Source organism: Caulobacter sp. GW821-FHT12D05 (assembly GCF_058807295.1).
This window is the reverse complement of sequence record NZ_JBXAQO010000003.1, coordinates 253656-280566: the sequence shown is the minus strand read 5'-3', so window position 1 is coordinate 280566 and position 26911 is coordinate 253656. Positions and strand designations below refer to the sequence as shown.

General features: G+C 62.8%; 18 protein-coding genes and 1 tRNA gene. 7 read left to right on the top strand and 12 right to left on the bottom strand.

What is annotated here, in order from left to right:
* Positions 1-65: 65 nt before the first annotated feature.
* From AC1RRR_RS14240 to AC1RRR_RS14225, 4 genes are all read right to left on the bottom strand, one after another.
* Entirely contained in the window at positions 66-3380 is a 3315-nt protein-coding gene (locus AC1RRR_RS14240) for a UvrD-helicase domain-containing protein (RefSeq protein ID WP_492814023.1), read from the bottom strand.
* A 23-nt stretch (positions 3381-3403) separates the two neighbouring features.
* Entirely contained in the window at positions 3404-4072 is a 669-nt protein-coding gene (locus AC1RRR_RS14235) for a hypothetical protein (protein WP_492814021.1), read from the bottom strand.
* Complete coding sequence (locus AC1RRR_RS14230; protein WP_492814019.1) at positions 4069-4863, bottom strand: sigma-70 RNA polymerase sigma factor region 4 domain-containing protein; 795 nt, start codon at positions 4861-4863, stop codon at positions 4069-4071. Before AC1RRR_RS14230 ends, AC1RRR_RS14235 begins: the two co-directional genes overlap by 4 nt.
* Positions 4864-5214: 351 nt before the next feature.
* Positions 5215-5781 carry a GIY-YIG nuclease family protein gene (locus tag AC1RRR_RS14225; RefSeq protein WP_492814017.1) on the bottom strand — a complete coding sequence of 189 codons (567 nt, stop codon included), beginning with the start codon at positions 5779-5781 and terminating at the stop codon, positions 5215-5217.
* A 561-nt stretch (positions 5782-6342) separates the two neighbouring features.
* Here AC1RRR_RS14225 and AC1RRR_RS14220 point away from each other — a divergent pair.
* From AC1RRR_RS14220 to AC1RRR_RS14200, 5 genes are all read left to right on the top strand, one after another.
* A complete protein-coding gene (locus AC1RRR_RS14220) occupies positions 6343-8769 on the top strand; it encodes a type I restriction-modification system subunit M (protein ID WP_492814015.1) in 2427 nt (808 codons plus the stop codon).
* Positions 8763-9983, top strand: coding sequence for a restriction endonuclease subunit S (locus tag AC1RRR_RS14215; protein ID WP_492814013.1), 1221 nt, complete (start codon positions 8763-8765; stop codon positions 9981-9983). The genes AC1RRR_RS14220 and AC1RRR_RS14215 overlap by 7 nt, the downstream gene beginning before the upstream one ends.
* Entirely contained in the window at positions 9980-13030 is a 3051-nt protein-coding gene (locus tag AC1RRR_RS14210) for a type I restriction endonuclease subunit R (RefSeq protein WP_492814011.1), read from the top strand. Before AC1RRR_RS14215 ends, AC1RRR_RS14210 begins: the two co-directional genes overlap by 4 nt.
* Positions 13030-13728: a M48 family metallopeptidase gene (locus AC1RRR_RS14205; protein WP_492814009.1), complete on the top strand. Its 699-nt coding sequence runs from the start codon at positions 13030-13032 to the stop codon at positions 13726-13728. Before AC1RRR_RS14210 ends, AC1RRR_RS14205 begins: the two co-directional genes overlap by 1 nt.
* Before the next feature lie 103 nt (positions 13729-13831).
* The gene (locus AC1RRR_RS14200) at positions 13832-15571 is read left to right on the top strand and encodes a DUF6119 family protein (RefSeq protein WP_492814008.1); all 1740 of its coding nucleotides are present in this window, start codon (positions 13832-13834) and stop codon (positions 15569-15571) included.
* A 181-nt stretch (positions 15572-15752) separates the two neighbouring features.
* Here AC1RRR_RS14200 and AC1RRR_RS14195 read toward each other — a convergent pair whose 3' ends face one another.
* From AC1RRR_RS14195 to AC1RRR_RS14175, 5 genes are all read right to left on the bottom strand, one after another.
* Positions 15753-17909: a peptidase domain-containing ABC transporter gene (locus tag AC1RRR_RS14195; protein ID WP_492814006.1), complete on the bottom strand. Its 2157-nt coding sequence runs from the start codon at positions 17907-17909 to the stop codon at positions 15753-15755.
* A gap of 13 nt (positions 17910-17922) precedes the next feature.
* The gene (locus AC1RRR_RS14190) at positions 17923-18165 is read right to left on the bottom strand and encodes a hypothetical protein (protein WP_492814004.1); all 243 of its coding nucleotides are present in this window, start codon (positions 18163-18165) and stop codon (positions 17923-17925) included.
* Positions 18166-18175: 10 nt separating this feature from the next.
* The gene (locus AC1RRR_RS14185; RefSeq protein WP_492814002.1) at positions 18176-18427 is read right to left on the bottom strand and encodes a hypothetical protein; all 252 of its coding nucleotides are present in this window, start codon (positions 18425-18427) and stop codon (positions 18176-18178) included.
* Positions 18424-19599: a radical SAM protein gene (locus AC1RRR_RS14180; RefSeq protein WP_492814001.1), complete on the bottom strand. Its 1176-nt coding sequence runs from the start codon at positions 19597-19599 to the stop codon at positions 18424-18426. The genes AC1RRR_RS14185 and AC1RRR_RS14180 overlap by 4 nt, the downstream gene beginning before the upstream one ends.
* Positions 19600-19728: 129 nt before the next feature.
* Positions 19729-21801 (bottom strand): TonB-dependent receptor domain-containing protein, encoded by a 2073-nt coding sequence (locus tag AC1RRR_RS14175; RefSeq protein ID WP_492813999.1) that lies wholly within the window; start codon positions 21799-21801, stop codon positions 19729-19731.
* A 334-nt stretch (positions 21802-22135) separates the two neighbouring features.
* On the opposite strand from AC1RRR_RS14175, the gene AC1RRR_RS14170 reads away from it, so the two are divergent.
* The gene (locus AC1RRR_RS14170; protein WP_492813997.1) at positions 22136-22873 is read left to right on the top strand and encodes a hypothetical protein; all 738 of its coding nucleotides are present in this window, start codon (positions 22136-22138) and stop codon (positions 22871-22873) included.
* Positions 22874-23033: 160 nt separating this feature from the next.
* Here AC1RRR_RS14170 and AC1RRR_RS14165 read toward each other — a convergent pair.
* A tRNA-Arg gene (locus AC1RRR_RS14165) sits at positions 23034-23110 on the bottom strand.
* Between the two features lie 253 nt (positions 23111-23363).
* Here AC1RRR_RS14165 and ggt point away from each other — a divergent pair.
* Positions 23364-25103: a gamma-glutamyltransferase gene (gene ggt / locus AC1RRR_RS14160; protein WP_492813995.1), complete on the top strand. Its 1740-nt coding sequence runs from the start codon at positions 23364-23366 to the stop codon at positions 25101-25103.
* 82 nt (positions 25104-25185) lie between these two features.
* On the opposite strand, the gene AC1RRR_RS14155 is transcribed toward ggt, so the two are convergent.
* Together AC1RRR_RS14155 and AC1RRR_RS14150 are read right to left on the bottom strand one after the other, a co-directional pair.
* Entirely contained in the window at positions 25186-25401 is a 216-nt protein-coding gene (locus tag AC1RRR_RS14155; RefSeq protein ID WP_492084807.1) for a hypothetical protein, read from the bottom strand.
* Positions 25402-25412: 11 nt separating this feature from the next.
* Positions 25413-26906 carry a sensor histidine kinase gene (locus AC1RRR_RS14150; RefSeq protein WP_492813993.1) on the bottom strand — a complete coding sequence of 498 codons (1494 nt, stop codon included), beginning with the start codon at positions 26904-26906 and terminating at the stop codon, positions 25413-25415.
* Positions 26907-26911 lie beyond the last annotated feature (5 nt).

Here is a 26911-nt window from a genome sequence, read left to right as displayed (position 1 = left end):
TCACCGCCGCAAGAGGTCCAAGAGCGAGGGAAGCGAGACCGGAAGTCGGTCGCAGGAATTTCTCGCTAGGGGCTTAGCCCGTCGGTCGGGCAGATGAAAAAGAATGGGCAGGTGGGGCAGTTGCGGCTGTTGCGCTTTGGATCGAACCTGCCCGCGGCGATAGCATTCAGCGCCGCCGCGGCCTCGTCGACCGCCTGAGTCAGCTTGCTTGCGTCAACCGTCCCGTCCTTCTCGCCACCATCGAGTAGCGAGATGTGCATAAAGCTGGCCGTCACGCCCTCGTCCCGCTTCACCATGGCCTGGAGAAGCGCGTAGCGCGCCTTCGCGGACTCACCGCTCTTAGCCAAGCGCCCGGCTTTGAGGCGCTGAATAACCACGGCGCCGCCGACCGACTGGATGTGATCGGCGCGCGCGGTAATCGTCACTCCCTCGATTGTGAGGCGGCGTTCCGTAGCCAAGATCTCGCCGTTCATTGCCGCACCGGCGTTCGCCAACATCCTCTGCGCGGCGCCTCTGTAGTGAGTAGCCGCCGGGTGGTCGGCTGGGCCACGCGTGGACCAGGTGGAGTCAAGGTGGGTGGCTACGTCGGCGGTCGACCGGGCAGGTTGCGCGCGTAGCCAATCCAGGCCTGCCCGTATGACACCGTGGAACCGTAGGTACGGTGTGTCAGCGAGGCGGCGAGACAGCCCCAAGGCCTCACCGTAATAGTAGCGGCGCGGGCAGCCCATGTAGTCTTCGAGGGCGCTGACAGCCAGCTCCGGCGAGAGCCCATCCGGCGCCTTTTGCAGTGTCGGGCTGGGGTCGGTTGGACCCGCAGCTGTCCATTGAGGGGACGGTTCACCGCTTGGCACCAAGATAGATGACAGCGGCTTGAGAAGTTTTGACGGATTGGGCCTTGAAGCCCCGCCATATCGATTTGCCCGGGAGACAGTCAACCGGTCCTTGGCCCGGGATAGGGCCACGAACATCAAGCTTTCTTCCTCGGCGTCCGTCGTCATCAGTGCGTCATCCGCCGCGATGCCTGGCGGCAACGGACAGAGGTCCGGTCGGGCGTTTGGGGGAAACCAGGACGGGCTGACGGACGGAACGTAGACGTGCTCAAATTCCAGGCCTTTGGCGGCGTGCACCGTCATGAGCTGTACGGCATCGATGCCGGAAGCTGCGGCCGGAAGACGACGGAGCTCCTTCTCCTCGTCGAGAACTTCAAGCCGTCGGATGTGCTCAAGAAGGTCCCGTTTGGAATCGCGGTTTCCAGGTGACCGATGCCCGAATGCCAGGGTGAGAAGTTGATACACGGCGAGCTGACGTTGCTGGGACGCCACATCGCTGCCGGCGAACGGCGCGCGATAGATCGCGGCGGGTTTGCCAAAAAGGAAGGTTGCGAGGAGAGCGTGCGGTGGGGTCTTGAAGTCGACGCCCGCAAGGTCGCTAGCGAGGATCTTCAAACCAGCGCGCCCTGGCTCAGACAACGACACTTCGGTCAGGCGTTTCAACGCCGCCAGCATGGTGATGTCCGCTGTCTGCCTGAACCGGAACAGTTCCAGGATGTCCAGCACCGGTACGGAGTAGCGCTCGAACTGCGCCACCCGCAGCAGGCCGACCCCATCGCGTTCTCCGGCGACGGAAATCAGCGACAGCAGATCACGGATTTCCGTGCGCTCGAAGAAATCACCGAAGTAGAGCGCTGGCACACCTGCACGCTCGAAATGTGCGGCCAATGTGGTGAGCACACCGTGCGTTCGCCCCAACACGGCATGCTTGCTGAAACCGTCCGCCTGCCGCGCCAAGATCTCCTGCGCCAAGCCTTCGGCCTCGGTCTCCCGGTCTGTGGCGACGCGATAGGCGACCTCCCCCGTCCCCTTACCTCGGTTGGGACAGAGTTCATCTTTCGACGCAAACGGCGCGGCCGCCATCGCACGTCCGTAGGTGTCAAACAGCCGGACGATGCGCCCGCCCGAGCGGTAGTTGACCGCCAAGTCCTTGACCTGGGCGCCGGGAAAAACTTCGGCAAACGTGCTCATGTTGAGCGGTGACGCACCGCGAAAACGATAGATCGATTGTCGGACGTCACCGACCACCCAAGGTCCGGCGGCGGGGGTAGAGAGCAGCTTGAGCAGCGTCGCGCTCGCGGTGTTCATATCCTGGTACTCGTCGACCAGGACATGGCCGTACCGCTGGCGAACTTCGGCGGCGACATCGGCGTGGTTCCGCAGCAGATCGACACTGCGAGAGATGAGATCTCCAAAGTCCATCCAGCCACGGGCCTCAAGCGCCCCTTGATAGACCGCATATATGTGAGCCGCCTCCAGCGCCTTATCCCGGGCTTCGCCGGGCGCCATCGCTGCGGCGCGCGCTCGATAGGCCTGTGGGTCACATAGCTCGTCCTTGGCGCGCGAAATGGCGTTCAGGACCGACTTGAGGCCGCGAAGAGGCTCCTGGAGTTCGAAATAGTAGTCGAGCTGAAGCTGATGGAGTTCAGCCTCCAACAGAAACAGAGAGTCGGCGCGGTCAACGAGCTTCGGCGTACTCGAAAGGCCTAAGCGATCCCCGTACAGCCGCAGCATCTCCTGGCCGAAGGCGTGAAACGTACTGCACCAGACCGCAGTTGCCTCGGTGCCCAGCTCTAGGCGCAGCCGGCGAGAAAGATCATCGGCGCTGGCGTTTGAATAGGTTAGGGCAAGTATGGATGCTGGATCGACGTGTTTCTCGCGGATCAACCACGCCGTCCGTGCCACTAGGGTCCGTGTCTTGCCGGTGCCGGGACCAGCTCGCACTTGCACCGGACCGGCGTCTGCCTCAGCCGCCTCACGTTGGCTATCATCCAATGGCGGGCTTGCTCCGGCCGTAGCGGGTGGCCGATCCTCTGGCAGCAAGAGCGCGTCGGCCATCTGTTGCTGGACTAGATTCAAAGGAAGGCCCAGCGCGGCAGCAATTGAATCTGCCGTCAGGCTTTGCTCCAAACATGCTGCTCTCAACCGTCCACGAGGGAGCAACAGCTCCCTGCCATAGACATTGGCTTGGGCTTCCCTGCGCTGTTTGGGGCTATAGGCATCGCTTTCGCCCACCGCCGAGCTCTCTGGCTCGGACGCCGAATATGGATCGACGTCTCCGTGATGGCAGTCGTCTTTCGGATGGTGCAAACGGTGGTGCCCGAACTCGTGGGCGACGTGAAAGGCGCGTTCCTCAGCGCTCAGCGCGGCTGAGACGAGAATTCTCGGACCGTCGGGATCGTAGGAGGCTTCGGTGTTGTCCAGGAGCGCGTCGCCCTCTGGCAACACCATAACTTTGACGCCGCTCGACTGCTCCGCTGCGGCCAGGAGGGCGTCCGCCCGCAACAGGCCGGCCTGAGGATTCAGGTCCTCGTGCCATGCTGCGGCCATGGCGCGTAGTTCCGACCAAGCACTCATGCCGTCGGCTCACTCCCATCCGCTAGTCGCTGTAGCCAAAAAGCCTTCAGGTCATCCGAGAGCGTGGAGGCGTTGATAGCCTCCTCAAACGTCTCGGTTACGATTTGTATTTGCCCCTTTGCCTTTCGCAAGTTGCCCCTGGAGGATGCGATCGGCGGGCCGGTGGCCGAAGCGATCACATGTGCAGGCGGGATATGCAGCTCGGCGGCTATTCGCCGAAAAAGCTCCATAGGCCGCCTGCCGACGATCCGACGGCGATCAAGCTTCATCATCAGACCCAAGTCCAGACCGGCGCCCGAGGCAACCTGATCTTCGCTTCGGCCACTAGCGCGGACCAAGTGCAACAAGCGCGCGGCCGGAGGTGGCGCTTGTTCAGCCACACTCTCGCTATCGGGATCTGTGGGCCGCTCCGGCGCATGATTGCGATGTGCCAAAACCCGGCTCACGCCGATGTTCGCAAATTGTTCCACGCTGCAGCCAAAAGAAGGCGCGTCGCCTTCCAGAGCTGTTTGAACGGCGAGATTGGCGAAGAACGTCACCAGCGCTTCGCGGTGCTGCGGATGGGAGGCAATGGCCTCCATAAGATTTTCGTGCGTCGGCGCGACGCCGTCGACGAGAAGGTCGAAGATGACGTCGTCCGCCGTTGGTTGATCCATACGGCTCATGACTCTGCTCCATGCGCTGCGCGCATCTGCTCTCTTGCTGTGTTGATCCAAGTTCGTATTTGTCGGTCGCTCTTCTTGTATCTCTCACAGAGGGTCGGCACGCCGTCAGGCGCGTCTTTGACCGGCCAGTTGTAAAGGTACCGGAGGATGAAAGCCTCGCGATGGCGAGAATCGGTCACCGCATTGAGGTATCTCAACGCGCCGCCAGCCTCCGCTTCCATCTTGGCGACGAGTTGATCGACGGGATCAGGATCCTGTGATGCAAGGCGTTCGACGGTCGGCGTGTAGTGCCCGTCGTCATTCTGGTCTGCCGACTGAAAATCCCGAGCTTTTGGACGATCTGGCCCAATCGCACGGAGGGTCGCCTGTTTGACGACGGTCGCTGCATCGATCTCAAGATATTCGGCCGTACGAGACGGAGGAAACTTGTTGAGTAGATCGCCAAGCTCATTGGCGACGGCCACGTGAATTTCCTCGCTATCGGCTGGGCCGTATCCGCGTGACCAGCGATCGACGATCGGCTTCACGCGTTCGAGAAACTGATACGTAAGCATACCAAGAACCTGTGGGTCATTGTCGTGCCGACGGAGGCGGATGAGATGTACTAGCGTCTCGATACGCCAGGTTCGGTCGCACCATTCGGTATGCGGGAGGTTTAGGGCGCAGGCGATTTCATCCTCGACGCCTTGGTGCCGAGTGTACGGCTCACCGCTTGTCCGGCAGCACGTCAGCGGCGCCGCCCGCTTTGGGGCGGTCTCCTGGTGCTGTTGATCCGGCGACGACTTGCTCATGCCAAGCTCAAGAGCAGTTCAGGTGCGACCGGAAGTCCGGGCGTGAAATTTTTTGGCTGGTTCCTCGAGGCAACCGAAACCGCTCGTTATTTTGGGATGACGATCGCGAATTGATGGCCCATTTCTCCTAGCCAAGGCCAAGTTAGAAGTGGGTTTGCGGGCAAACGCAACTGGAGGCTGCCATCTGGTCTAGTCCCCACGTCGACCGGGCGACCAACTCGTCCGCATAGATTGCTGCCGCCAGCGCCTGTCGATCACCCTGCGCTCCAGCCTTATAACGGCAGCCCAAGACCTACCCGGCACTCTGGCGTGGGGCGGGAATTTCCAATGCATAAGGTCCGCAGAAGTTGGTCATCGCGCGCGCCGTGGACCGCCGCTGTCACCGATCACCGGCAGAGCATCGGCCGCCCGCATGGCGGTCGCGCGAGCGGCCTGGACTACCGCCGTATGCGCTAAGCTGGGATTGTCCCGGATATTGAGGGGCAGGATCAGCCCGGAAGACAGGATCTCGCGCTCCAGCTGCCAGGGGGCGGCGACTTCGCGCCAGGCCACTCGGCAATAGTCAGCCATCCAGGCGTCAAGGCGCTGCTCGCCGGGATTGGTCAGGGTGTAGCGGTCGCCGCTCCCGACGCGGCGCAGAGCGATGCCGAGGTCGTCGGCCAAGAGGCAGCCCAAGGTCTTGCGAAGGGTCGAGCCGGCAGAGTTGCCGGTGAAGTGGGTCCGCAGCCGCTGGCGCAGGGTTGAGCGCGACGGCGGCCGTCCGTTGGTTGGCGGCTCTTTGGGCGAGATCCCGACATAGAGCAGCGTCCAGCCATCAGCGACGTAACAGCCGGCGGCGTCGATCCCAGGCGGGACACGGGAGAAGAACCAGGCATAGACCCCCGCCGCCGTCGGCGCTGGGCACGGCCGCGCGATCAAGTCCGCCCGAGACCAAGTCTCAGACAGATCTATGCGGGGAAAGAGGTCAACCTGCGCCATTATCGATTCACTAGCCGGGCTACCTCCTTAGGTCGAGGCGGGCGAACCTGTCGGCATGGACCGTGGTCAGGGCCATATGGCGGTTGAGGGCTGGCGAGCACGGAATTCGTGCCTCAGAGCGCTGCTGCGTAGGCGTAGTGGTCGCCGGCATTCGATTCTGCGCGCCGATATTGGTGCGCCGGACACGATTCGAACGCCTAGATCGCGGCCACGAGCAATCGTCCGTCTCGTATAACACCCGCCCGCGCATCTAGAGCGGCGTAACCTGACTCTTAGGCGACGTTCGGAAGGGCTGCCTTCCGCCCTCAATTCAAGCTTCGCCGCGCGCAGTCAGCAGCCGACGCTCACCTGATCTTCGGAGTTTGAGCGACCGGCACCGACTAGAGCTTCTGCAGAAGTCCAAGCCCCCTTCGTAGCACTATCGGGAGGCCCCCGGATCGCGCACAATGGGTGGGAATCGCCGGACTGCCGTCTTGAGGCTCGCGGCTTGGACGAGTGCGAATGGCTATCAAGAAATCCGAACTCTACAGCTCAATCTGGGCGAGCTGCGACGCGCTGCGCGGCGGGATGGATGCCAGCCAGTATAAGGACTACGTCCTCTCGCTTCTGTTCATCAAATATGTGAGCGACAAATACGCGGGCCGGAAGTTCGCGCCGATCAATATCCCCGAAGGCGCGTCGTTCGCCGACATGGTGGCGCTCAAGGGCAAGCCGGACATCGGCGACCAGATCAATAAGAAGATCATCGCGCCTCTGGCGACCGCGAACCAGCAGCTCAACCAGGCGGACTTCCCCGATTTCAACGACGCGGTGAAGCTCGGTTCCGGGAAGGAGATGGTCGATCGCCTGACGGACCTCATCGCCATCTTCGAAGCGCCGAGCCTCGACTTCTCTAAGAACCGCGCCGAAGGCGACGACATTCTCGGCGACGCCTACGAATATCTGATGCGTCACTTCGCGACGGAGAGTGGCAAGTCCAAAGGTCAATTCTACACGCCGGCCGAAGTCAGCCGGGTCATGGCGCAGATCATCGGCATCCGCCAGGCCGCGACCAGTAACGACACGACCGTCTATGACCCCACCTGCGGCTCAGGATCACTGCTCCTCAAGGTCGGCGACGAGGCGAAGGCCAAGGTCACTCTCTACGGCCAGGAGAAAGACGCGGCGACCAGCGGCCTCGCGCGCATGAACATGATCCTCCACGACAACCCGACCGCCATCGTGGAGCAAGGTAACACGCTCACCGACCCGAAATTCCTCGACGGTGAAACCGTCAAATCCTTCGACTTTGTCGTCGCCAATCCGCCCTTCAGCGACAAGCGCTGGAGCACCGGCCTGGACACGCTCAAAGACAAGCATGGCCGCTTCAAAGGCTTCGGCATCCCGCCGGCGAAGCAAGGCGACTATGCCTACCTCCTTCACATCGTCCGCTCCCTGAAGAGCACCGGGACCGGCGCCTGCATCCTGCCCCACGGCGTACTCTTCCGCGGGGGCGCGGAAGCCGAGATCCGCCGTTCGCTCGTCCGCAGGGGCTACATCAAAGGCATCATCGGCCTACCGGCGAACCTGTTCTACGGGACCGGCATCCCCGCCTGCATCGTCCTGATCGACAAGAAGGACGCGCAGGCCCGTAAAGGCATCTTCATCGTCGACGCTTCTCAGGGCTTCATCAAAGACGGCCCCAAGAACCGCCTCCGCGCGCAGGACATCCACAAGATTGTCGACGCCTTCACGAAGCTCGCCGATCTCCCTGGCTACTCCCGCATGGTCCCGTTCGAAGAGATCGAGAAGAACGAGTTCAACCTCAATCTCCCCCGCTACATCGACAGCCAGAAGCAGGAGGACCGGCAGGATATCGAGGGCCACCTCCGCGGCGGCATCCCGCAAGCCGATATCGATGCGCTTCAAGCCTATTGGGCAGTGTGCGCCGGGTTGAGGTCAGCGCTCTTCCGCGATCTGCGCCCTGGCTATGTAGCGCTCGCGGCCGACAAAGCGGCGATCAAGACGACGATCTACGAGCACCCGGAGTTCGCCGCGTTCATCGAATCGATGGGCGATCACTTCGATGCTTGGCGCACGAAGGCCGCGCAGAAGCTGAAGGCATTGAAGGTTGGCGTCCACCCCAATGACGTGATCTTCGAGACTTCGGAGAGCCTCCTCGGCCACTACGCCGGCAAGCCCCTCATCGACAAATACGACGTCTACCAGCACCTTATGGACTACTGGGCGGAGACGATGCAGGACGACGTTTACGCCGTCGCGCAGGACGGCTGGAAGGCGATCCCCTACCGGATCATCGAGAAGGACAAGAAGGGTAGGGAGAAGGACAAGGGTTGGGCCTGCGACCTCGTGCCTAAGGACCTGATCGTCGCGCGTTACTTCGAGACCGAGCAAGCGGAGATTGAAACGCTCACCGCCAGTCTTGAAGCAGCGTCGGACGCCTTGGCGACTTACGAGGATGAGAACGCCGGCGACGAAGGGCTATTGATTGACGTCGTCGAGGGCGAAGGCGACAAGCGCAAGATCACGGCCAAGTCCGTCAAGGCACAGACAAAGGACCTCAAGGGCGCAGCCGACGCCGAGGAGGAACTGGCCGCCCTTCAGGAGTGGCTGCGCCTCTCGGAAGTTGAGGCTGATCTCAAAAGGCGGCTGAAGCGCGCCGAGGCAGAACTCGACGCCAAAGCACTCGCACAGTACGCCAAGCTCACCGAGCCAGAGGTTCAGATCCTTGCCGTCGACGAAAAGTGGCTCGCTCGGGTGGACGCTGACATTCACGGCGAGATGGATCGGATTAGCCAGACATTGACTGATAGGACGCGAACCCTCGGGGATCGCTATGAAACGTCTCTCCCGACACTGATCGCAAACACGGAGCAGCTATCAGCCAAGGTTGAGGGCCATCTCAAGGCCATGGGGTTCGCATGGTAGCAAACCGTTCAGAGTGGACCCCGACCCGCCTTCGCTCGCTGCTTAGTCAGGATGCGACTTATGGCATCGTCACCGCCGGGACCTTCGTGCGCAGCGGTGTGCCGATGGTGCGCGGCGGCGACATCAAGGCCGGCCGGATCGGCCGGGACATGCCCCATGTATCGCCCGCGAAGAGCGACGAGTTTAAGCGAACCATCGTCAAGATGGGCGACGTCTTGATTGCGCTCGTCGGCTACCCAGGCGAGGCCGCGGTGGTTCCGCCAGACCTTGAAGGCGCGAATATCTCGCGCGCCGTCGGGTTGCTTCGACCCACCGACGAGTTGCTGCCAGAGTTCCTGACTTGCTACCTAAACTCTTCAGTTGGCAGAGCTGAGTTTCTGAAGCCGAGCGCTGGCTCCGCTCAGATCGTCGTCAACCTGCGCGATCTCAATAATCTCTATGTTCCTCTCCCGTCTACCATCGCAGAGCAGGAAGATATCGCGCGCAAGCTCCTCGACGCTGACGCTCAGATAGATGGAATTCAGGCACTCATCACTAAGAAGAAGGCGATCAAGCAAGGGTTCGCACAGGAGCTGCTGACTGGTGAACGTCGCCTTGCCGGTTTCACGCAAGCTTGGAATCCGCACACCCTCAGTGACGCCTACGAGTTCAAAAATGGGCTCAACAAGGAGAAGCGGTTCTTTGGGATCGGCACGCCTATAATCAACTACATGGATGTGTTCTCTAGTCCCTATATTCGGCCGAATAGCCTCGCAGGCAGGGTGACGGTCAGCGCGGTCGAGCGATCCAACTACTCGGCCCGCCAGGACGACGTCTTTTTCACGAGAACCTCCGAAACGGTCGACGAAATCGGCATGGCATCCGTTCTGACTGACGAGCTGGCAAACGCTGTCTTCAGTGGCTTCGTCCTCCGTGCTAGGCCAAAGCAAGACCTACTGAAGCCAGCCTTCGCAGGTCACGTTCTCCGCTCAGAGTATGTACGCCGTCAGATCATGGCGACGGCTTCGTACACGACGCGGGCTCTGACAAATGGCCGCCTCCTGTCCGCCATCAAGCTGGATGTGCCACCCCCGGACGAGCAAGTCGCGATCGCTTGTGTTCTTTCGGACCTAGATCGAGAGATCGAAGCCCTAAGCCTTCGCCTTGATAAGGCTCGCAAGATCAAGCAAGGCATGGGACGAGAGCTCCTTGCCTCTCGGGTGGCATTCGCATGAGCGATCACGTCGGCAAGGCAGAGCGCGCGACGCAGCGGAGAGTGATCGAGCTCCTCCGCGATGAGCTCAAATATGACTATCTCGGCGACTGGTCCGACCGGCAGAGCAACAGCTGCATCGAAGAAGAGTATCTTACGCCCTGGCTTAAAGGCCGGGGCCATTCCGACGCGCAGATTGCGGCGGCCACCTACCGGCTTCGCCTAGCGGCGATCAACAGCAGCCGCAGCCTCTACGACAACAACAAGGCAGTCTACTCGCTACTCCGCTACGGCGTCCCGGTGAAGGTTGAGGCCGGCAAGGTCACCGAGCTCGTTACCGTCATCGACTGGAAAAACCCGGAGGCCAATGACTTTGCCGTCGCCGAAGAGGTGACGCTCAAGGGCGGCCATGAGCGCCGGCCTGACCTTGTGCTCTACATCAACGGCATCGCCGTCGGCGTGATCGAGCTGAAGAGCAGCCGCGTCAGCATCGGCGACGGGATCCGTCAGCTCCTCTCGAACCAGATGCCTGAGTTCAACCAGGCCTTCTTCGCGACGACGCAGATCGTCTTCGCAGGCAACGACTCCGAAGGGCTCCAGTACGGGACCATCGGCACGCAGGAGAAGTTCTTCCTCAAGTGGAAGGAAGATGAAGACGACAACGCCCGCTTCAAGCTCGACAAGTATCTCCTGAAACTTTGCCGGAAAGACCGGCTCATCGAGCTCATGCACGACTTCGTGCTCTTCGATGGCGGCCAGAAGAAGCTGCCCCGGGTTCACCAGTATTTCGGGATCAAGGCGGCGCAGGAGCATGTCCGCCAGCGCAAGGGCGGGATCATCTGGCACACCCAGGGCTCCGGGAAGAGCATCGTCATGGTGCTCCTCGCCAAGTGGATCCTGGAGAAAAACCCGAACGCGCGCATCGTGATCATCACCGACCGCGACGAACTCGATAAGCAGATCAAGCGCGTCTTCACCGATGCCGGCGAACAAATCCACCGCACCAGCAGTGGCCGCGATCTCATGGCCAAACTCGGCCAGGCCGCGCCGCGCCTGCTGTGCTCGCTCGTCCACAAGTTCGGGCGCAAGGGCGACGAGTTCGATGCCTTCATCAAGGAGCTTGAAGAGCAGCCGAGCGTCGCGGTCGGCGAAGTGTTCGTCTTCGTTGATGAGTGCCACCGTACACAGAGCGGCAAACTCCATCGCGCCATGAAGGCCATGATGCCGAACGCCGTCTTCGTCGGCTTCACCGGGACGCCGCTCCTGAAGCAGGACAAGGCCACCAGTCTCGAGGTCTTTGGGAGCTACATCCACACTTACAAGTTCAGCGAAGCCGTCGACGACGAGGTGGTCCTCGATCTCGTCTACGAGGCCCGCGACATCGACCAGAAGCTCGGCTCAGAGGACAAGATCGAGGCCTGGTTCGACGCCAAGACCAAGGGGCTCAACCACTGGCAGAAGGACGAGCTCAAGAAGAAGTGGGGCACGATGCAGACCGTGCTCAGCTCGCGGCACCGGATCGAGCGCATCGTCATGGACATCGCCCATGACTTTGGCGTTAAACCGCGCCTGAGCGACGACCGCGGCAACGCCATCCTGGTCGCGTCCAGCATCTACGAAGCCTGCAAGTTTTATGAGGCGTTCCAGAAGACCACCCTCAAAGGGCGCTGCGCGCTCGTCACCTCCTACAACCCGCAAGCCCAGGATGTAACCAAGGAGGAAACCGGTGCCAACTCCGAAACCGACAAGCAGTTCATCTACAACACTTACACGGCGCTCCTGAAGGACGTTGAAGCCAAGCCCGGAATGTCCCGGACCGAGAGCTACGAAGAGGATGTCAAAGACCGCTTCATCCACCAGCCGGTGAACATGAAGCTGCTGGTCGTCGTCGATAAGTTGCTGACCGGCTTCGACGCCCCCAGCTGCACCTATCTCTACATCGACAAATCCATGCAGGATCACGGCCTGTTCCAGGCCATCTGCCGGACGAACCGCCTCGACGGTGAGGGCAAGGAATTCGGCCACATCGTCGACTACAAAGACCTCTTCAAGAAGGTCGAGAACGCGATCTCCGTCTACACCTCCGAGATCGACGACAGCGCCGGCGGCGCGAGCCCCGAAATCCTGATCAAGGACCGCCTTGAGAAGGGCCGCGAGCGCCTGGACGACGCGCTCGAAGTGCTGGCGACACTGTGTGAGCCAGTCGAGCCGCCGCGCGGCGAGCTCGAGCACATCCGCTATTTCTGCGGCAACACCGAGATCGCCACCGATCTCGAGGAGCACGAGCCGCAGCGCGCCGCGCTCTACAAGGCGGTCGCCTCACTCGTCCGGTCCTATGCGGGCATCGCCGACGAGATGGAGGAAGCCGGCTACAGCAAAGACGACATCACCCGGATCAAAGGCCAAGTGGAGCACTACGTTCGCCTGCGCGACATGATCAAGCTGGCCAGCAGCGAAGTCCTCGATCTCAAGGCCTACGAGGCCGATATGCGGCACCTCATCGATACCTATATCGAGGCTGACGAGCCGCGGAAAATCTCCCCCTTCGACGGGATCAGCCTCGTCGATCTCATCGTCAAAAGCGGCATTGCCGCCGTGATCGCGGGCCAGCTTGGGGGCCTCAAGGGCAATCAGCAGGCCATCGCCGAGACGATTGAAAACAATGTCCGCAGCAAGATCGTCAAAGAGCACCTGAACGACCCCGCCTATTACGAGCGGATTTCAGCGCTGCTCGAAGAGATCATCCGGGCCCGCAAGGCCAAGGCCATCGACTACGAAGCCTATCTCAAGCGCATCGCGGAGATCGCCGCCCAGCTCAGTAAGGGCGCGGCGGCCGCAGCGCCGCCGACCCTCGACACGCCCGGCAAGCGCGCGCTCTTCAATAACCTCGGCGAGAACGAGGAGCTGGCCCTTCGCGTTGATCACGCCGTCAAGGATGCTCGTCCGGATGGCTGGCGCGGCGTCGAGCCGAAGGAGCGCGTCATTAAGGCCGCCATGTACGACGTCCTTGGCGAAGAAGCCGAGGTCGAACGCGTTTTCGCGATCATCAAGGCTCAGCGGGAGTATTGATGGCGCAGGTGCTCAGCCTTGGCGACGTGTCGGTCGATGTGGTGTTCAAGGACATCAAGAACGTCCACCTCAGCGTCTATCCGCCCACAGGCCGGGTGCGCATCTCAGCGCCCCATCACATGACCCTCGAACGCATACGGCTCTTCGCGGTCGCGAAGATCGGTTGGATCAAGCGCCATCAGCGGAAGATCTGTGCGCAGCCGCGTGAAACGCCCCGCGAGTTTCTGGAGCGCGAAAGCCATTATCTCTGGGGCCGGCGCTATCTGCTCCGCCTGGCAGATGGCGATCCCGGCGTCGAAATCAGCAGCCGCTCGATTGAACTCAGTGCGCCGCATCAGGCGACGGCTGCGACGCGCCGCCAAGTGCTTGAGGACTGGTATCGGGCCGAAGTGCGCCGTCAGGCCGCTCCGCTCCTTGCTAAATGGCAGGAGCGGCTCGGCGTCTCACTCGACCGCTTCTACGTCCAGCGCATGCGCACCAAATGGGGCAGCAGCAACCCCGGCAACCGCACCGTCAGGCTCAACCTCGATCTCGCGCGGTTTCCGGTCGATTGCCTCGACTATGTTGCGCTTCACGAGCTCGCTCACTTTGTTGTGCCGAACCACAACGAACACTTCGCAGCCCTTCTCGATCGGCACATGCCAGGCTGGCAGCAGGTTCGTGCGCGGCTAAATGAAGGGCCGCTTGCGGCGATTTGATCTCGCGCCACGCGCGCATACGTTCGTACTACAGCCATCCCTAGCGGATTTGCCTCCATCGCTGCTAAGCTGCTGGCAATGCCGGCTGCCAGGGGGGGGCAGGATGAGTGAAATAAAGAGAGTCACTCTCTACAAAATCAAGTCCGACCTTGAGTTCGACGACTATCTCAACGGCGACCTGAACACGTATGACTCGTTCGCCGACGCCGACGCCGGCTACTCAGGTTACATCAAGTACGTGAAAGCGGGCGGCGCTGAGAAGACAGACGACGCCATTCCGTGGCTGCGTTTTCTGAACTCGGGATTCGACGTCAAGCGATACACGTACGTCGCCCACAATTTCTTCCCGCGGGCCATCATGGCTCTGCGCGTCTCGACGGATGCCGGCGACAATGTCCACTACGTCGCCACCTTCGGTCAGCACGGCGACGCCTTCCTCGATCGATCCCGCATCGTCCACGACTTCGGCATCAAGGTCGGGATAAATATCTGCGACATCGACAAACTCCGTCGCGTCCAGACATCCGCACACGAGGCGATCAGCCGCCAGACCGAACGCCAGGCCAGCATCGGCGCGAGCCTTCGCGCATTCGGGATCAACACCGAGGCGGAAATCCTTCGTACCCTCGCCGGGAGCGTGAAGAATGCCTATACCGACCTGATCGAGTCCTTCAAGGGCAAGGACAGCATCCAGATCAAGCTACCGAAGGATGCGCAGTTCGGCTGGTCGGCGCTCGCCGACGTCTGCCGTCGCCTTGAAGAGCGTTATTGGGCCGCCGACTACCGCGACACCGAATTCAGAAGCTACGACAACCTTCGGCACGAGTCGGACCCTGACATCGTGGATGCTCTCGACGCGGCGCTCTGCGCGAAGATCGAAGCGCTGGACTTCTCCAAGATCCATCTCGCTCCTCCGGAGTTCCTTGAGGTGGATGATCCAAGCTTCGCCTACCGAAAGCGCGAGGAAGACGACGACGAAGTTCCCCGTTTCGATGACCTTCGGATCGACGACATCGTGGCGACCCGCCGGTTCATCCGGAACCTAACGGCTGGCAAGCTCCGGACGTGGCCCATCTATCGGTACGATGAGGAGCAGGAGCGGACCTTCCCTCTCTGGAATGCCTATCAGTGCATCGTCGCCGAACTTGAGTATCTGGGGAAGACCTACGTCCTTTCGAACGGCCTGTGGCGCGAGGTCTCGCAAGAGCTCAAGGACAAGGTCGATGGCTACTTCAACGGCCGCGATCTTGACGTTGATGCGCCGTACCTACCCGCAGGAACGAATATCTTCCATGCCGGGCGCAACCAGAACCGCGAGGAAGTCTACAACGAGGCGGCCGCCCGGGGCAGCGACGACCTCTTCCTCCTCGACCAAGCCAAGATCGAAATAGCGGGGCGTCGCATTTACGAGGTTTGTGATTTACTGCACGGCGACAAGCACTTCGTGCATGTGAAGAAGTACGCGTCCGGATCAGCTTCCATCAGCCATCTGTTCACGCAGGCCAAGATGTACTCCCATGCGATCTGCTCCGACGAGCCGACCCGTGTGGGGATCGCCGAGTGGGTCCAGAACGATGACCACGACGCCAACGCAACCAAGGACAAGGCGCGGTTTGCGGGGTTGCTTCCGGCAAAGGCAGCTGACTTCAACGACACCGACTACTCAGTCGTGTTCTGCATTCTTCACGACAGCGACGCCTTCGCGCTCGGGGACCTGCCATTCATGGCACGGTACGAGCTGATGCTTGCGCACAGCTATCTAACTGAGGATCGTCGCTTCAAAGCGGGTGTCTGCTTCCGGCGGGTCGAACTGGGCCAGGCGCAGGCGCAACCAAGACCCTAGCCGGGGGTGTTGATATGGTACGAGCCAACGCCGCCGCTCACATTTCTCAAGGTCTTCTCTCTGCACTGATCGGAAGGTCCGCTGATGGCGCTTGTAGGTTGTGGAGCGCAAAGCTCCGGCTTGCCGATTAGACGGGCTCCCTTATCGCCAGCTAGCGCGAGGCGTTTGAGCCGGGGGCTCGCTAAACCGCAGCCCTAAGCGCCGGTTCGCTGGATGTCTCTTGCGGCGGCGGCTCATGATGGTCCACGGACTGGAAACGTCCCGCTACGAAATCGATGACGCGGTCACCCAACTTCCAGATCTCGGGCCGGTGAGACACGATGATCAGCGTCGCTCCGCTCGCCTTGATGGCCTGGATGATCTTCCGCTCCGAACCGACATCCAGGTTCGCGGTCGCTTCGTCCAGGATGATCAGTCGGGGCTCATCCAGTAGCGCTCGCGCCAGCAATATCCTTTGGCGTTGGCCGCCCGAAAGACCGCTTAGACCCTCTCCGACCTGGGTGTTCAGCCGCATCGGCAGATTACGCACGAAGTCGTCGAAATCCGCGAGCCGCAGCGCCTCGTAGATTCGCCCATCGGCAATACCGCGCCGGAACACGGCGACATTGTCTCGAAGGCTTCCGGGCAACAATCGGTCGCTCTGCAAAACCGTGGCAAATCCAGCCATAGGATGCTCTGGCCGACGTCCGTCGACCAGTACCTGCCCCGATGTCGGCTCAAGCAAGCCGCAGACGAGCTTGACCAGGGTGGATTTCCCGCAGCCGGAACCGCCCTTGATGACTAAGCACTCTCCCGCCGCAACATGGAGCGTGACGTTGGACAGGACTTCATTATCCAGCGCGCCATAGCGGAACGATACGTCTTGAACATCGACGATCCCGCGCTCGATCGTCCGCGGCGGCGGCGGTACGAACTTCAATTGCGGCTGAAAGTCCTCCGTCACGAGCCGTTCAATCTCCATGGCCCGATAGCGTTGCCTGAGCTGGAAAAGGGCGGCGATGGCCTGGGACAATAGATCCTTGTAGGCGGCTAGAGCGACAAACGAACCCAGCGCGCGTCCGTCCGAGGCTACGAACAAAGCCGCGACCGAGACAAAGGCCAGGGTCTCCGCGGATTTGATGAACGTCTCGGCAAGATCGCGGATGTTGCGGATTTTCTCGAGCTTGAACTCGACTTCCGCGATGCGCGACACCGCAATGGCGTAGCGCGTCCGCCCTCGCGCGAGGGAGCCGAACCGCGCCAGCATCGGCATTTGCGCGAGGACTTCGAGGTTGAAAGTCTGCCGCGCTTGCGACGCCTCGAATGAGGCGGCCAAGTGCGATGATTGGGTGCGATTGAACGCGAGCTCGATCATGATCGACAGCGACAAACCGATGAAGCCGGGCGCCGCGAGCCATGGGGATATGTTGAAAAGGACGACAACGCCCACGACGATGCTGATGGCCGTCGTACCGGCGGCCTTGAAAACCTCACCGGCGAAGGAGAGCTGACTCTCCACCGCGGAAATCTGGGCCTGGACCGTGGCCGGCCTGACAGCATTGAACCATTCGAATGGCTTGGCCGCGAAGTTGTCGAACATCGACCGGCTGAAGGAATTGAGCGCCTTTCGCTTCACGATGCCGTTGAGCGTCGATCCGGCGAAGTTAGTGATCGCTCCGACCACCGCGATCATCGAGAACGCAGCGATGATGAATGTCGATGGCGAGTGCCCCGGGAGGCGCACGAGGTTATCGATCGCCAGCTTGCTGACCAGCGGCAGGCCCAAGGCCAGCAGTTGCGCGAGACAAGCAAAGAAGATCGCCCACGCACCGAGCGCACCCAGATAGTGCTTGAAATAGGCAAGGAGCTGCCGCGCCTTGGGCGCAGCGTCTGCGTTCCTCGGCACGGGCGGGGCCACGGGTTTCTGCGTGAGAACGCCGAGACCGTTGGCCTCCCGGGCCAGCCGCTTCAGCGGTATCCAGGTCCAGCCGAAGCGCGGATCGAAAACCTCAACAGCTTTACCCCTAGCACGCCTGGTGACGACGTAGTGGCCGCGCTGGAGCAGCACGATGCCCGGTGCGGGGTAGGCACTCGGTGATTTCGGATCGAATGCGATGGCCTGGGCAGGGATGCCGAGCGCGGTCAGCGCATCACGCACCTGGCGCAGGGTCAGCCCGCGGCTGGTCCAGCCAACCTGCGATTTGATTTGGGCGACCCGGACGGGCCGCCCGTAGAGAGCGGAAACCGCGGCTATGCAGACATAGCCGCAGTCCGCGGGCTCAGTCTGCGGCTCGACCGCAGGCCGTCGAAACTGGCGGAGCGTTTCTGCCGCTCGGGCGAACAAGATGCAAAGCCCCATTCACGTCGTCAGGTCAGGGCCGCGTAACGTGGCCGCCATTGTTACACTTGTAGTTGCTGCTGCCGTCACAGCCGCCCGTATTGGTGCACTGGCTGTTGTTGGTTGAACCCGCGCACCCGCTATTGGAGCAGTTGGCGGGATTGAGGTCTCCGCCAGCCATGGTGAGATCGGCATCCATGGCGAGCGTCGACAGCTCGGCATCGTCGAGGACGAGGCGTCCGTCTTCGCCCAGTTCGAGGCGATCAAGAGAGATCATGCGCGTTCTCCTAGTTCGTGACTCTGCACTGCATGAAGCCGTTGGTGGATCCCCCGCACTGGCCAGAGGAGTTCGTGCAGCCGCCGCTGTTGGAGGAGTTGTTGCAGGACGAGAAGTTCGAGCACTGCGTGTTGCGCTCGCCGTCACCGCCGGCAGTCGTGAACATAACGTCGTCGGCAAGCCCCTTCAGGAACTCGTCATCGAGCACCATCCGCCCGTCGGCGTCGAGCGTCACCCCGGTCAATTTGATACCTGAACTCATCCTTTCATCTCCTGCTTTTCCCTTGGGAGGCCTTCATCGGGGACGGGCGGGATCGCGCGCCCGAGATTGAAGAGCGGACAGCCAAGTTCGGCCTCCTCGAGGCTCTCGAGCCCGCGCAGCCATGGACGCAACTTGGCGTTATCGATCTGAACCGTGCCGTCGGGGCGCAGGCTGCCGATCGTGTTGCGATCGTCACTCAGGGCGACGGTGCATTTCCCGACGCGTCCATCGGCGCGGACGAGCAGCGAATTGGCCTTCGCCGCGTAGCAGATATAGGGTCCATCCAGATCGACATCGCTCGACCGCTGGCCTGCAGCGGATTCGCCGAACTGCTTGCCCTGGGCAACCGCGACATCGAGATTGTCGATCTGCGCCAGGCGGACCTCGTCGTGACCCGAGCGCAGGATCGCCCTGAGCTCTTCACCGATCTGTTTGGTCTCGGCGATCGACAGAGGCGCGATAACAGTCTTTCCGCCATCGCCGCCGAGGTCGCGCAGATGTTCGAAGTCCACGCGGAAACGCTTGTCGTCGCCGAACTGCGCCCTGATTTCCTTCATGAGGTGACGGGCGCTGTCGATGTTCGTCCGGCGCAGATGGACCCGGATCAGAACCTCGAATTCGCCTGTGTGCTTCGCCATCGCGATCATGTTGTTCCAGATGCGGTCGAAGGAGCCGCGTCCGTTGGCCTGTTTTCGGACCTGATCGTGGGTCTCGCCCCACCCGTCCAACGTGATCTGGTAGAAATTCTGCCGATAGGACAGCAGCTCGTCGAACAGCTCGGGCGTCAGCAGATACGCGTTCGTCGTCAGGCCACCCTGGAAGTCAACGCCGTGCGCCCTGGCGGTCTCGAAAGCGTGTCGCGACAATCTGGTGACCACGTCGCGGGCGAGCAGCGGTTCACCGCCGAACCAGCTGAAGCGCAGTTTCGCCAGTTCCGCGATCCGGCGCTCGACAAAGAGCTCGACGCTACGCTGAACTGTCGCCGACATGCGACCGATCGCGAAGTCCTCATAACAATAGGTGCAGCGGAAGTTGCACTTCTCGGTCGGAAGCAAGATCAGTTCCTGCAGTCGCGGAGTGATCGTCGAGCCGATCCGTTGCCGCGAAAACTGGCCGCTCCAGGCAGCCGGACCGGTCGAACCCGCTACAGCCGCAGCTTCGCGAACATCCATGTGATCCCCCTTGGCATCCGAGCGGCTCGTGAAGCGGCTCAAGGACGATGCTGAAGGTTAGATCCACTTTAGAGTGCGCAACAACGTTAAACTACCGGAAATTGTCATTTTTGTTGAGCGGCGCAAATACTAGCCATCACGCCCAAATTGTCGGCTGACAGCGATGCGCAGGAGCGGCGCCGGATTCCAGCTTTCAACCTCCTCGCGGGCGACGCCGGACGCGATGACCTTGCGGTAGCGAACACTGTCGAACAGGTCGCTGACAGTCACGACCAGAGTCGCCTTGGCCGAGAGCGGATGGCGCCACGTCGCGTCGACCTTGAAGAACCCGTCCGAGCGGGTCTGCGGGGTCTCGATAGGTCCGACGTAGCGGGCCGTGAGGAGGTAGGTGTCGCCGTCCCGCTGCTTGCGCGGTGGCGCCTTGTATTCGAGCTGAAGACTTCCGGCGTAACCCCACCAATTGCCCCCGAGAGGGCCAAAGCCTGCCTGGTCGAGGGTTCGATTGTAGACGTTGCCCGCCACTGTCGCCTTTACGCGCGATGACAGCCGGCGCTGGACGTTCAGGTCGACGCCCCAGCTGTCCTGCTTGCCGGCATTGACCGGCATCGAGACCGTCACGTCACCGTCGAGGACGCGATAGTCTTGGGCCAGCACGTTTCGCGAGAGGCGGCGATAGGACGTCATATTGAGGACCGATCCGTTCCTCTTGTACTCGACCCTGGCTTCGAAGGAGTCGATCTGCTCAGGCTTGAGATTCGGATTGCCGGTGCTTGCCTGCGTCGCCGATGAATAGACAATCTGCGGGTCGAACGCCGTGATGTCCGGACGCGAGATACGGGCCGAATAGCTGATGTTGAGGTTTACGGCCTTGCCGAGCGCACGGCGCAGGAACAGGCTGGGAAAGATATCCGAGCGCCCGCCCGAGGCTCTCGGCCCACCGGTGGAGACTGTATAGGTCTCACGCTCAAACCGAATACCGGGAAGGACCGTCCAGGCTCCAAATTTCGCCTGCGCACTCCCATAGGCGGACGCCACATTGCGCCAGCCTGACATGTCCTCAAAGTCTGGCATTCCGATTGGCTCACCCGCGAGCGCGGTAAGGGATTGCCGCACCGATCTTCCGGCGTGCTCGAACCCCATCCCCGTCGACAGGCTCGCGTCCGGCCCGATCGGCCGCTCATATTTGGCGCTGAGCGCCGCGTCTTCGTTGGCGGTCCAGTTGGTGATCGATGTTGCAGCCTCACGGGACGTGAAATGCTGTGTGATCAGCAAGTCCGTGTCCGAGGCAAGTCGAGACCAGGTCAGGTCCGTCGTGAACCGCTCGCCCTCTTTCGGGCCTGCCCGCTCGTAACCGAGATTGGCGCTGTCGATGTCGAACCGGGTCTTCTGCTTCGTCTGCTCCTGCCGGGAGAGGGACGTATCCGCGGCGTCGACCTCGGTATTGGTCGTCTGACGCCCTCGCGATCGGCTGCTTTCGCCGCCGAAAGCTACTTTGACCTGATCGCTGGCGCTGAAGACAAACTGGGGCTGAACCGCGCCCCCCCTGAAGTTCGCCGTCATTTTCGAGCGTTGGATGGAAGCGTTCGCCCCCTGACCGCCCCCCAAAAGCTCCCGCGTTCGAATGGAGCGGCTCTCGGGACGATCGGCTGTCAAACGGGCCGAACCGGACACCGCCCAACGACCCGCGCTCCAGTTCGGCGACAGGCTGATGTCCGAGGAACCGAGGGTATTGACGTTGGCGTCGATGGTTCCCGACAGGCCGTCGATGAACGAGTGGTGGGTTATGATGTTGATGACACCACCGACACCGTCCGCAGCGAATTCCGCTGGCGGGTTGGTGAGGATCTCTACGCGGTCGATCCGTGAGCCGCCTGGGCTGCGCAGAAGGCTACGGACGTCGGGAACCGGCTTTCCATCCACCAGCACGGTCACGCCCGGAACACCGAGCAATGTCAGTTCGCCACTGGCGGTTAGCGTGACGGAGGGCAGTTTTGCGAGCACGTCGATCAGTGGCGACGCTTGCAACTGCGGGTCGTCACGCAGGGAATAGATCTGACGATCGATGCGGGTGCTGATGTTGGTGGTCAGGGCGTTGACGATGACGGCCTCGACGGGCGCCGGCGTCTTGTCTGCCCGAGGCAAAGGGGGGGGCGGATCGGTTGCGGCAGCCTGCCCGACAGTGCCTCCGACGAAGGCGATCATCAAGAACGACGGCACAACGAGCCCCGACATTTGAAACGACCGGGACCACCTGCCTTCGCGCACGCACGTTGGCTGGCGCGAATGTCCAACCTGCAGTGCGCCGAAACAATCAGTCAGCTGGGTAAGCCAATGCCCGACCCAAGAATCCAAACACGAAAATTTGGCGTCAGCAACTTCAAGTTGGATTTATCTACACAACTGCCGCAATCCACATCATCCAGCATCGTGTCACCTCGAGCCGCTCCGCCCATGCAAACAGGATGCGCGTCCCGGCTCTTCCGGACCGATCTCGACATGGCTCTGGTCCGCGCCAATGAGGACGCTTGCGAAGTCGATGGGCATATCCGACGTGGCGCTGGCCAAAAGGTGCCGGGCCGCAGGCATACCGGTTCCGCCAAGGGGCTGGTGGGTTCGAAGGGAGGCCGGCAAGCCGGTCAGGAACACTCCCCTGCCGCCAGCGCATCTCACCTTCGCGAACTACTTCCCTGCACAGGAACAAGACGTCACGGCAGATTCCAGCGCGACCGACTGGGCGACGGGAGCGTCCCTCGACCCGCCACGGTTCAGGGATCTAGCGGCGGTCAGCGATGAAATTCGGGCGATGGTGAAGACGGTCAAAGTCCCGTCGACGCTGGAAATCCCGCATCCGATTGTCGCCCGTCTTCTGAAGGAAGACGCCGAGCGGAAGTCTAGCTCCTCGCGGGGCATCCTTCTCCAGGCTGAGGAGGACACACGCAAGTTCGCGCTCATGCACTTCAAATGGACGTGCGAGGAGAACGAGCGACGGGCCAGGGAAGCCAAACTCGCAGCCGAGCAGGCCGAAGCACGCCGGGTCGCAGAAGGTAAGGCGGCGATGGCTGCGCGCGTCGAAAGGCTACTCAGCGATGCGGATGCGCTGGAGCGCGCGGCCAGGATTAGGCGGTATGTAACTGCGGCTCGCACCGCGTCAGAAGAAGGCTCGACGCCAGCTTCGTGCGATGTCGTCGAACGCTGGGCGCTATGGGCGCTGGCGCAGGCCGACGCGATAGACCCTGTGCTGTCGGGACAATTTACGGAAAGCCTCGAACTTTAGGGCGCAGGAGGGCCCGCGCTCAAATCTGGCGGGACGCGAATTCGATTTTTTCTGAACTCAAAGGCGGCCGCCGCGCGATCCGAAAATCGCAACCACCGACACAACCACCGTCCCAAACGGGAAATCGGCGGAGCCGGATTCGGCTAAGGCATTGAAAGAATGGCGCGCCCGGAACGATTCGAACGTCCGACCCTCAGATTCGTAGTCTGATGCTCTATCCAGCTGAGCTACGGGCGCGCATTGCCTTTCGGCGAGGCGGGGGAAGTAGCCCGTCCGTTTCGGGAACGCAAGCCCGGTTTGAAGGATATTGTGGAAAAGTTTGACGCACCCGCGTTCGGTTGCCGCCAAAGCCTTGTGCGGCCTGGGTTCAGAGCCCGCAATTAAGGCCGGCGTCAGAGGATCTGGGCGTGACAGCGTCGCTCTATTGGTGTCCATGGAGCGCTTCCGGGACGGCGGGCAGGCTGTCCCCAACGTCTGCCTGAGGATCCGTATGCGTCGTCTCGCAACCCTGCTCGCCCTTTCCTCCGCCATCTCCCTGACCCTGGCCCCAATCGCCGCTTGCGCGGAGTCGATCCCGCTGGGCATGCCCACGCCCAAGCCGGTCGTGCACTCGACCACGGCCAAGGGCATGGTCGCCGCCGCCAATCCGCTGGCGGTCGAGGCGGGCCTGAGGGTGCTGCGCGACGGCGGTTCGGCCGTGGACGCGGCGGTGGCCATCCAGGCGGTGCTGGGCCTGGTCGAGCCGCAGAGCTCGGGCCTGGGCGGCGGCGCGTTCCTGGTGTTCTACGACGCCAAGACCGGCAAGGTGACGGCCTATGACGGCCGCGAGAAGGCCCCCGCCGGCGCCTCGCCCGACATGTTCATGGGTGCGGACGGCAAGCCCCTGCCCTTCGTCAAGGCGCTGCTGTCGGGCCGCTCGTCGGGCGTGCCGGGCGCGGTGGCCATGCTGTCCCTAGCCCAGAAGGAACACGGCAAGGCCGCCTGGAACACGCTGTTCAAGGACGCCGAAAAGCTGGCCGACGAGGGCTTCGTGGTCAGCCCGCGCCTGGCCGGCATGATCGTCAGCCGCGCCCCGCAGGCCAGCCAGCCGGACGCGGTAAAGTACTTCACCAAGCCGGACGGGACCCGCTACCAGGCCGGCGACCTGCTGAAGAACCCGGCCTATGCGCAGACGGTGCGCAAGATCGCCGCCGAGGGCCCGGCCGCCCTGCTGGACGGTCCGCTGGCCAAGGCCATCGTCGATCGCCTGCACGAGGGCGACCTGCCCAGCAGCATCACCCTGCAAGACCTCAAGAGCTATCAGCCGCGCTCGGCGCCGGCCCTGTGCCGTCCGTGGAAGGTCTATAGCGTCTGCGTGCCCAACCCGCAGTCCTCGGGCCTGGCGGTGATCCAGGCGTTGCAGATGCTGGAGCACACCGACATCGGCAAGCGCGGCCCGACCGATCCGGTCGCCTGGACCCTGTTGGCCCAGGCCGAGCGGGTCATGTACGCCGACCGCGACCGCTACGTGGGCGATCCTTCGTTCGTGACCGTGCCGGTCGCCGGCCTGCTGGACCCGAAATATGTCGCCGAGCGCGCCAAGCTGGTCACGCCCACGGCCGGCGAGGCCCCGCCGTTCGGCCACCCCAAGGGTGCGCCCAAGGTCGGGATCGACATGACCAAGGAGCCGGGCGGCACCACGCATCTGGTCGTGGTCGACACGGCTGGCAACGTGGTCTCGATGACCACCACGGTCGAGAGCGTGTTTGGCAACGGCCGCATGGTCGGCGGCTTCTTCCTGAACAACCAGCTGACCGACTTCTCGTTCTCGCCCAAGGAGAAGGACGGCGCGCCGGCCGCCAACGCCATCGCGCCGGGCAAGCGCCCGCGCTCGTCGATGGCCCCGCTGATCGTGCTGGACAAGAAGGGCAAGCTGGTCGCGGCCCTGGGTTCGCCGGGCGGCAACGCCATCCTGTCCTATAACCTTAAGGCCATGGTCGGGCTGTTCTACTGGGGCCTGAACATGCAGCAGGCCGTGTCGCTGCCGAACGTGGTGGCGCGCGGCGACAGCTATTCGGGCGACGCTGATTTGTTCGGACCGGAGATGCTGGCGGCGCTCAATGCGCGCGGCGTCAACGTCAAGGTCGGCCAGCTGGAGACCTCGGGCCTGCACGGCGTGATCGTGCGTCCGAACGGCGTGCTGGAAGGCGGCGCGGACCCGCGTCGCGAGGGCGTGGCCAAGGGCCTCTAGACGGGCCTTAGGTGTGGGCCTGGTGCTCGTCCAGAGCGCGTTCGCGCTCTGGTCTCTTGCAAGGGAAGCCCTGATCGTTCGATCAGGGCTCCAGGCCCGCCTCGACCTCAGCGCGGGAGAAGACCTCTTCCTGGCCGTCCAGCAGCAGCTCGGCGTCGGACGCCTCCTGCACCGCGATCAACCCAGCCACGCGACGCAGCGCGGTCGGGGCGTCTGGCGCCTCGACGGTGATCTCATGGATCGGCGCGAGGTCGGGAGAGGCGCCCAGCTTCACGGCGATGGTCCAGGTCGTCGTCATCGGACTTCCTCCTAGGTCGCCGAAGCGTCGGCGGCCTTGTCGTCCGGCTCCGGCAGCGGATCGGGAACGCCGGCCAGGGTCAGGTCGAACACCGAACCGCCCGGACCGGTCTCGACCAGCGCCAGGTCGCCATGATGACCCTGCGCCAGCTCGCGGGCGATAGCCAGGCCCAGGCCCGTGCCGCCACGGCGCACCGAGCCGACGAAGGGCTGGAACAGGTTGGCGCGGGCGCGCTCGGGCACGCCGGGGCCGTCGTCCGACAGGCGCAGGATGCTGGAGCCCTCGGCGCGGCGCAGTTCGACGAAGACCTTGCCCTTGCCGCCCCGGTCCGGCGCGCCCTCGATGGCCTCACGGGCGTTGCGCAGCAGGTTGGTCAGGATGCGGTGCAATTGGTCGGGGTCGGCCAGCACCTGCTCACGCGCACCGATCACCGTCTCCAGCCCCACGCCCTGGACGGTGAGGCCAGCGTCCTCGGCCGCCATCTCCAGGGCCGGGCGCAGCGGGATGATCCGCGTCACCGGCTCGGGCTCCTTGGACTTGCCATAGGCCATGACGTCCGAAGCCAGGGTGATGGCGCGGTCCAGAGCGCGCTCCAGGCGGGGCAACGCCTGGGCCACCTTGGGATCGCCCAGCGCGGCCAGACGGTCCGACGCCATCTGAGCGCTGGTCAGCATGTTGCGCAGGTCGTGATTGATCTTGGCCACCGCCTCACCCAGGGCCGCCAGACGGGCCTTGGACGCCAGGGCCGCCAGCAGGTCGGCCTGCATGCGATCCAGCTCGGCCTCAGCGCGGCCGATCTCGTCGCGACGCTTGGAGACGGTGATGCGGGCGGCCGGATCGTCGGGATCGCCGCGGAAGGCTTCCATGGCCCGCGTGATGCGCTGCATGGGCCTGACCAGGAAGACGTTCAGGAAGGCGTAGACGAACAAGCCGGCCAGGGCGGCGATGAAGATGGTCACGCCGGCCAGCCGCCAGAAATACTCGACCAGCGCGGCCTTCAGGGGCGCGTCGGGCACCACCACCTCGACAAACTCGGCCTTGCGGAAACGCGGCTCGGCCATCACCCGAACCATGCTGCCCTTGGGGCTCGTCAGGGTGAAGAACGGCGCGGCCAGCCACGATCCGGGGTTCTGGCGGCGCAGATCCACCAGATAGGGCGTCTTGAACGGTTCCTTGGGCGGCAAGACGAGACGCCGCGCGCCCTCGGCCTGGACGGCGACGGTGACGGCGCCGGCCTGGTCGAACATCTGGTTGGCGACCGCGTCGCTGACCCGCAGCTCGGGATCGGACTCGGCAATGGTCGAGGCCAGTTCGCCGGCCCGCACGCGGTCCAGCAGCCACTGCTCCTCATAGGCCGCCAGGGTCGGCGGCACGATCAGCAGCCCGCCTAAGGCCACCACGATGGCGGTGAACAGCAGCAGGCGCGCCGACAGGCCGCCGGGCCACGGAAAACGCTTCCGAGGCGGGGCGGTCTTCGTTTCCGACGGCGAAACCGTTTCGACCATCCGGG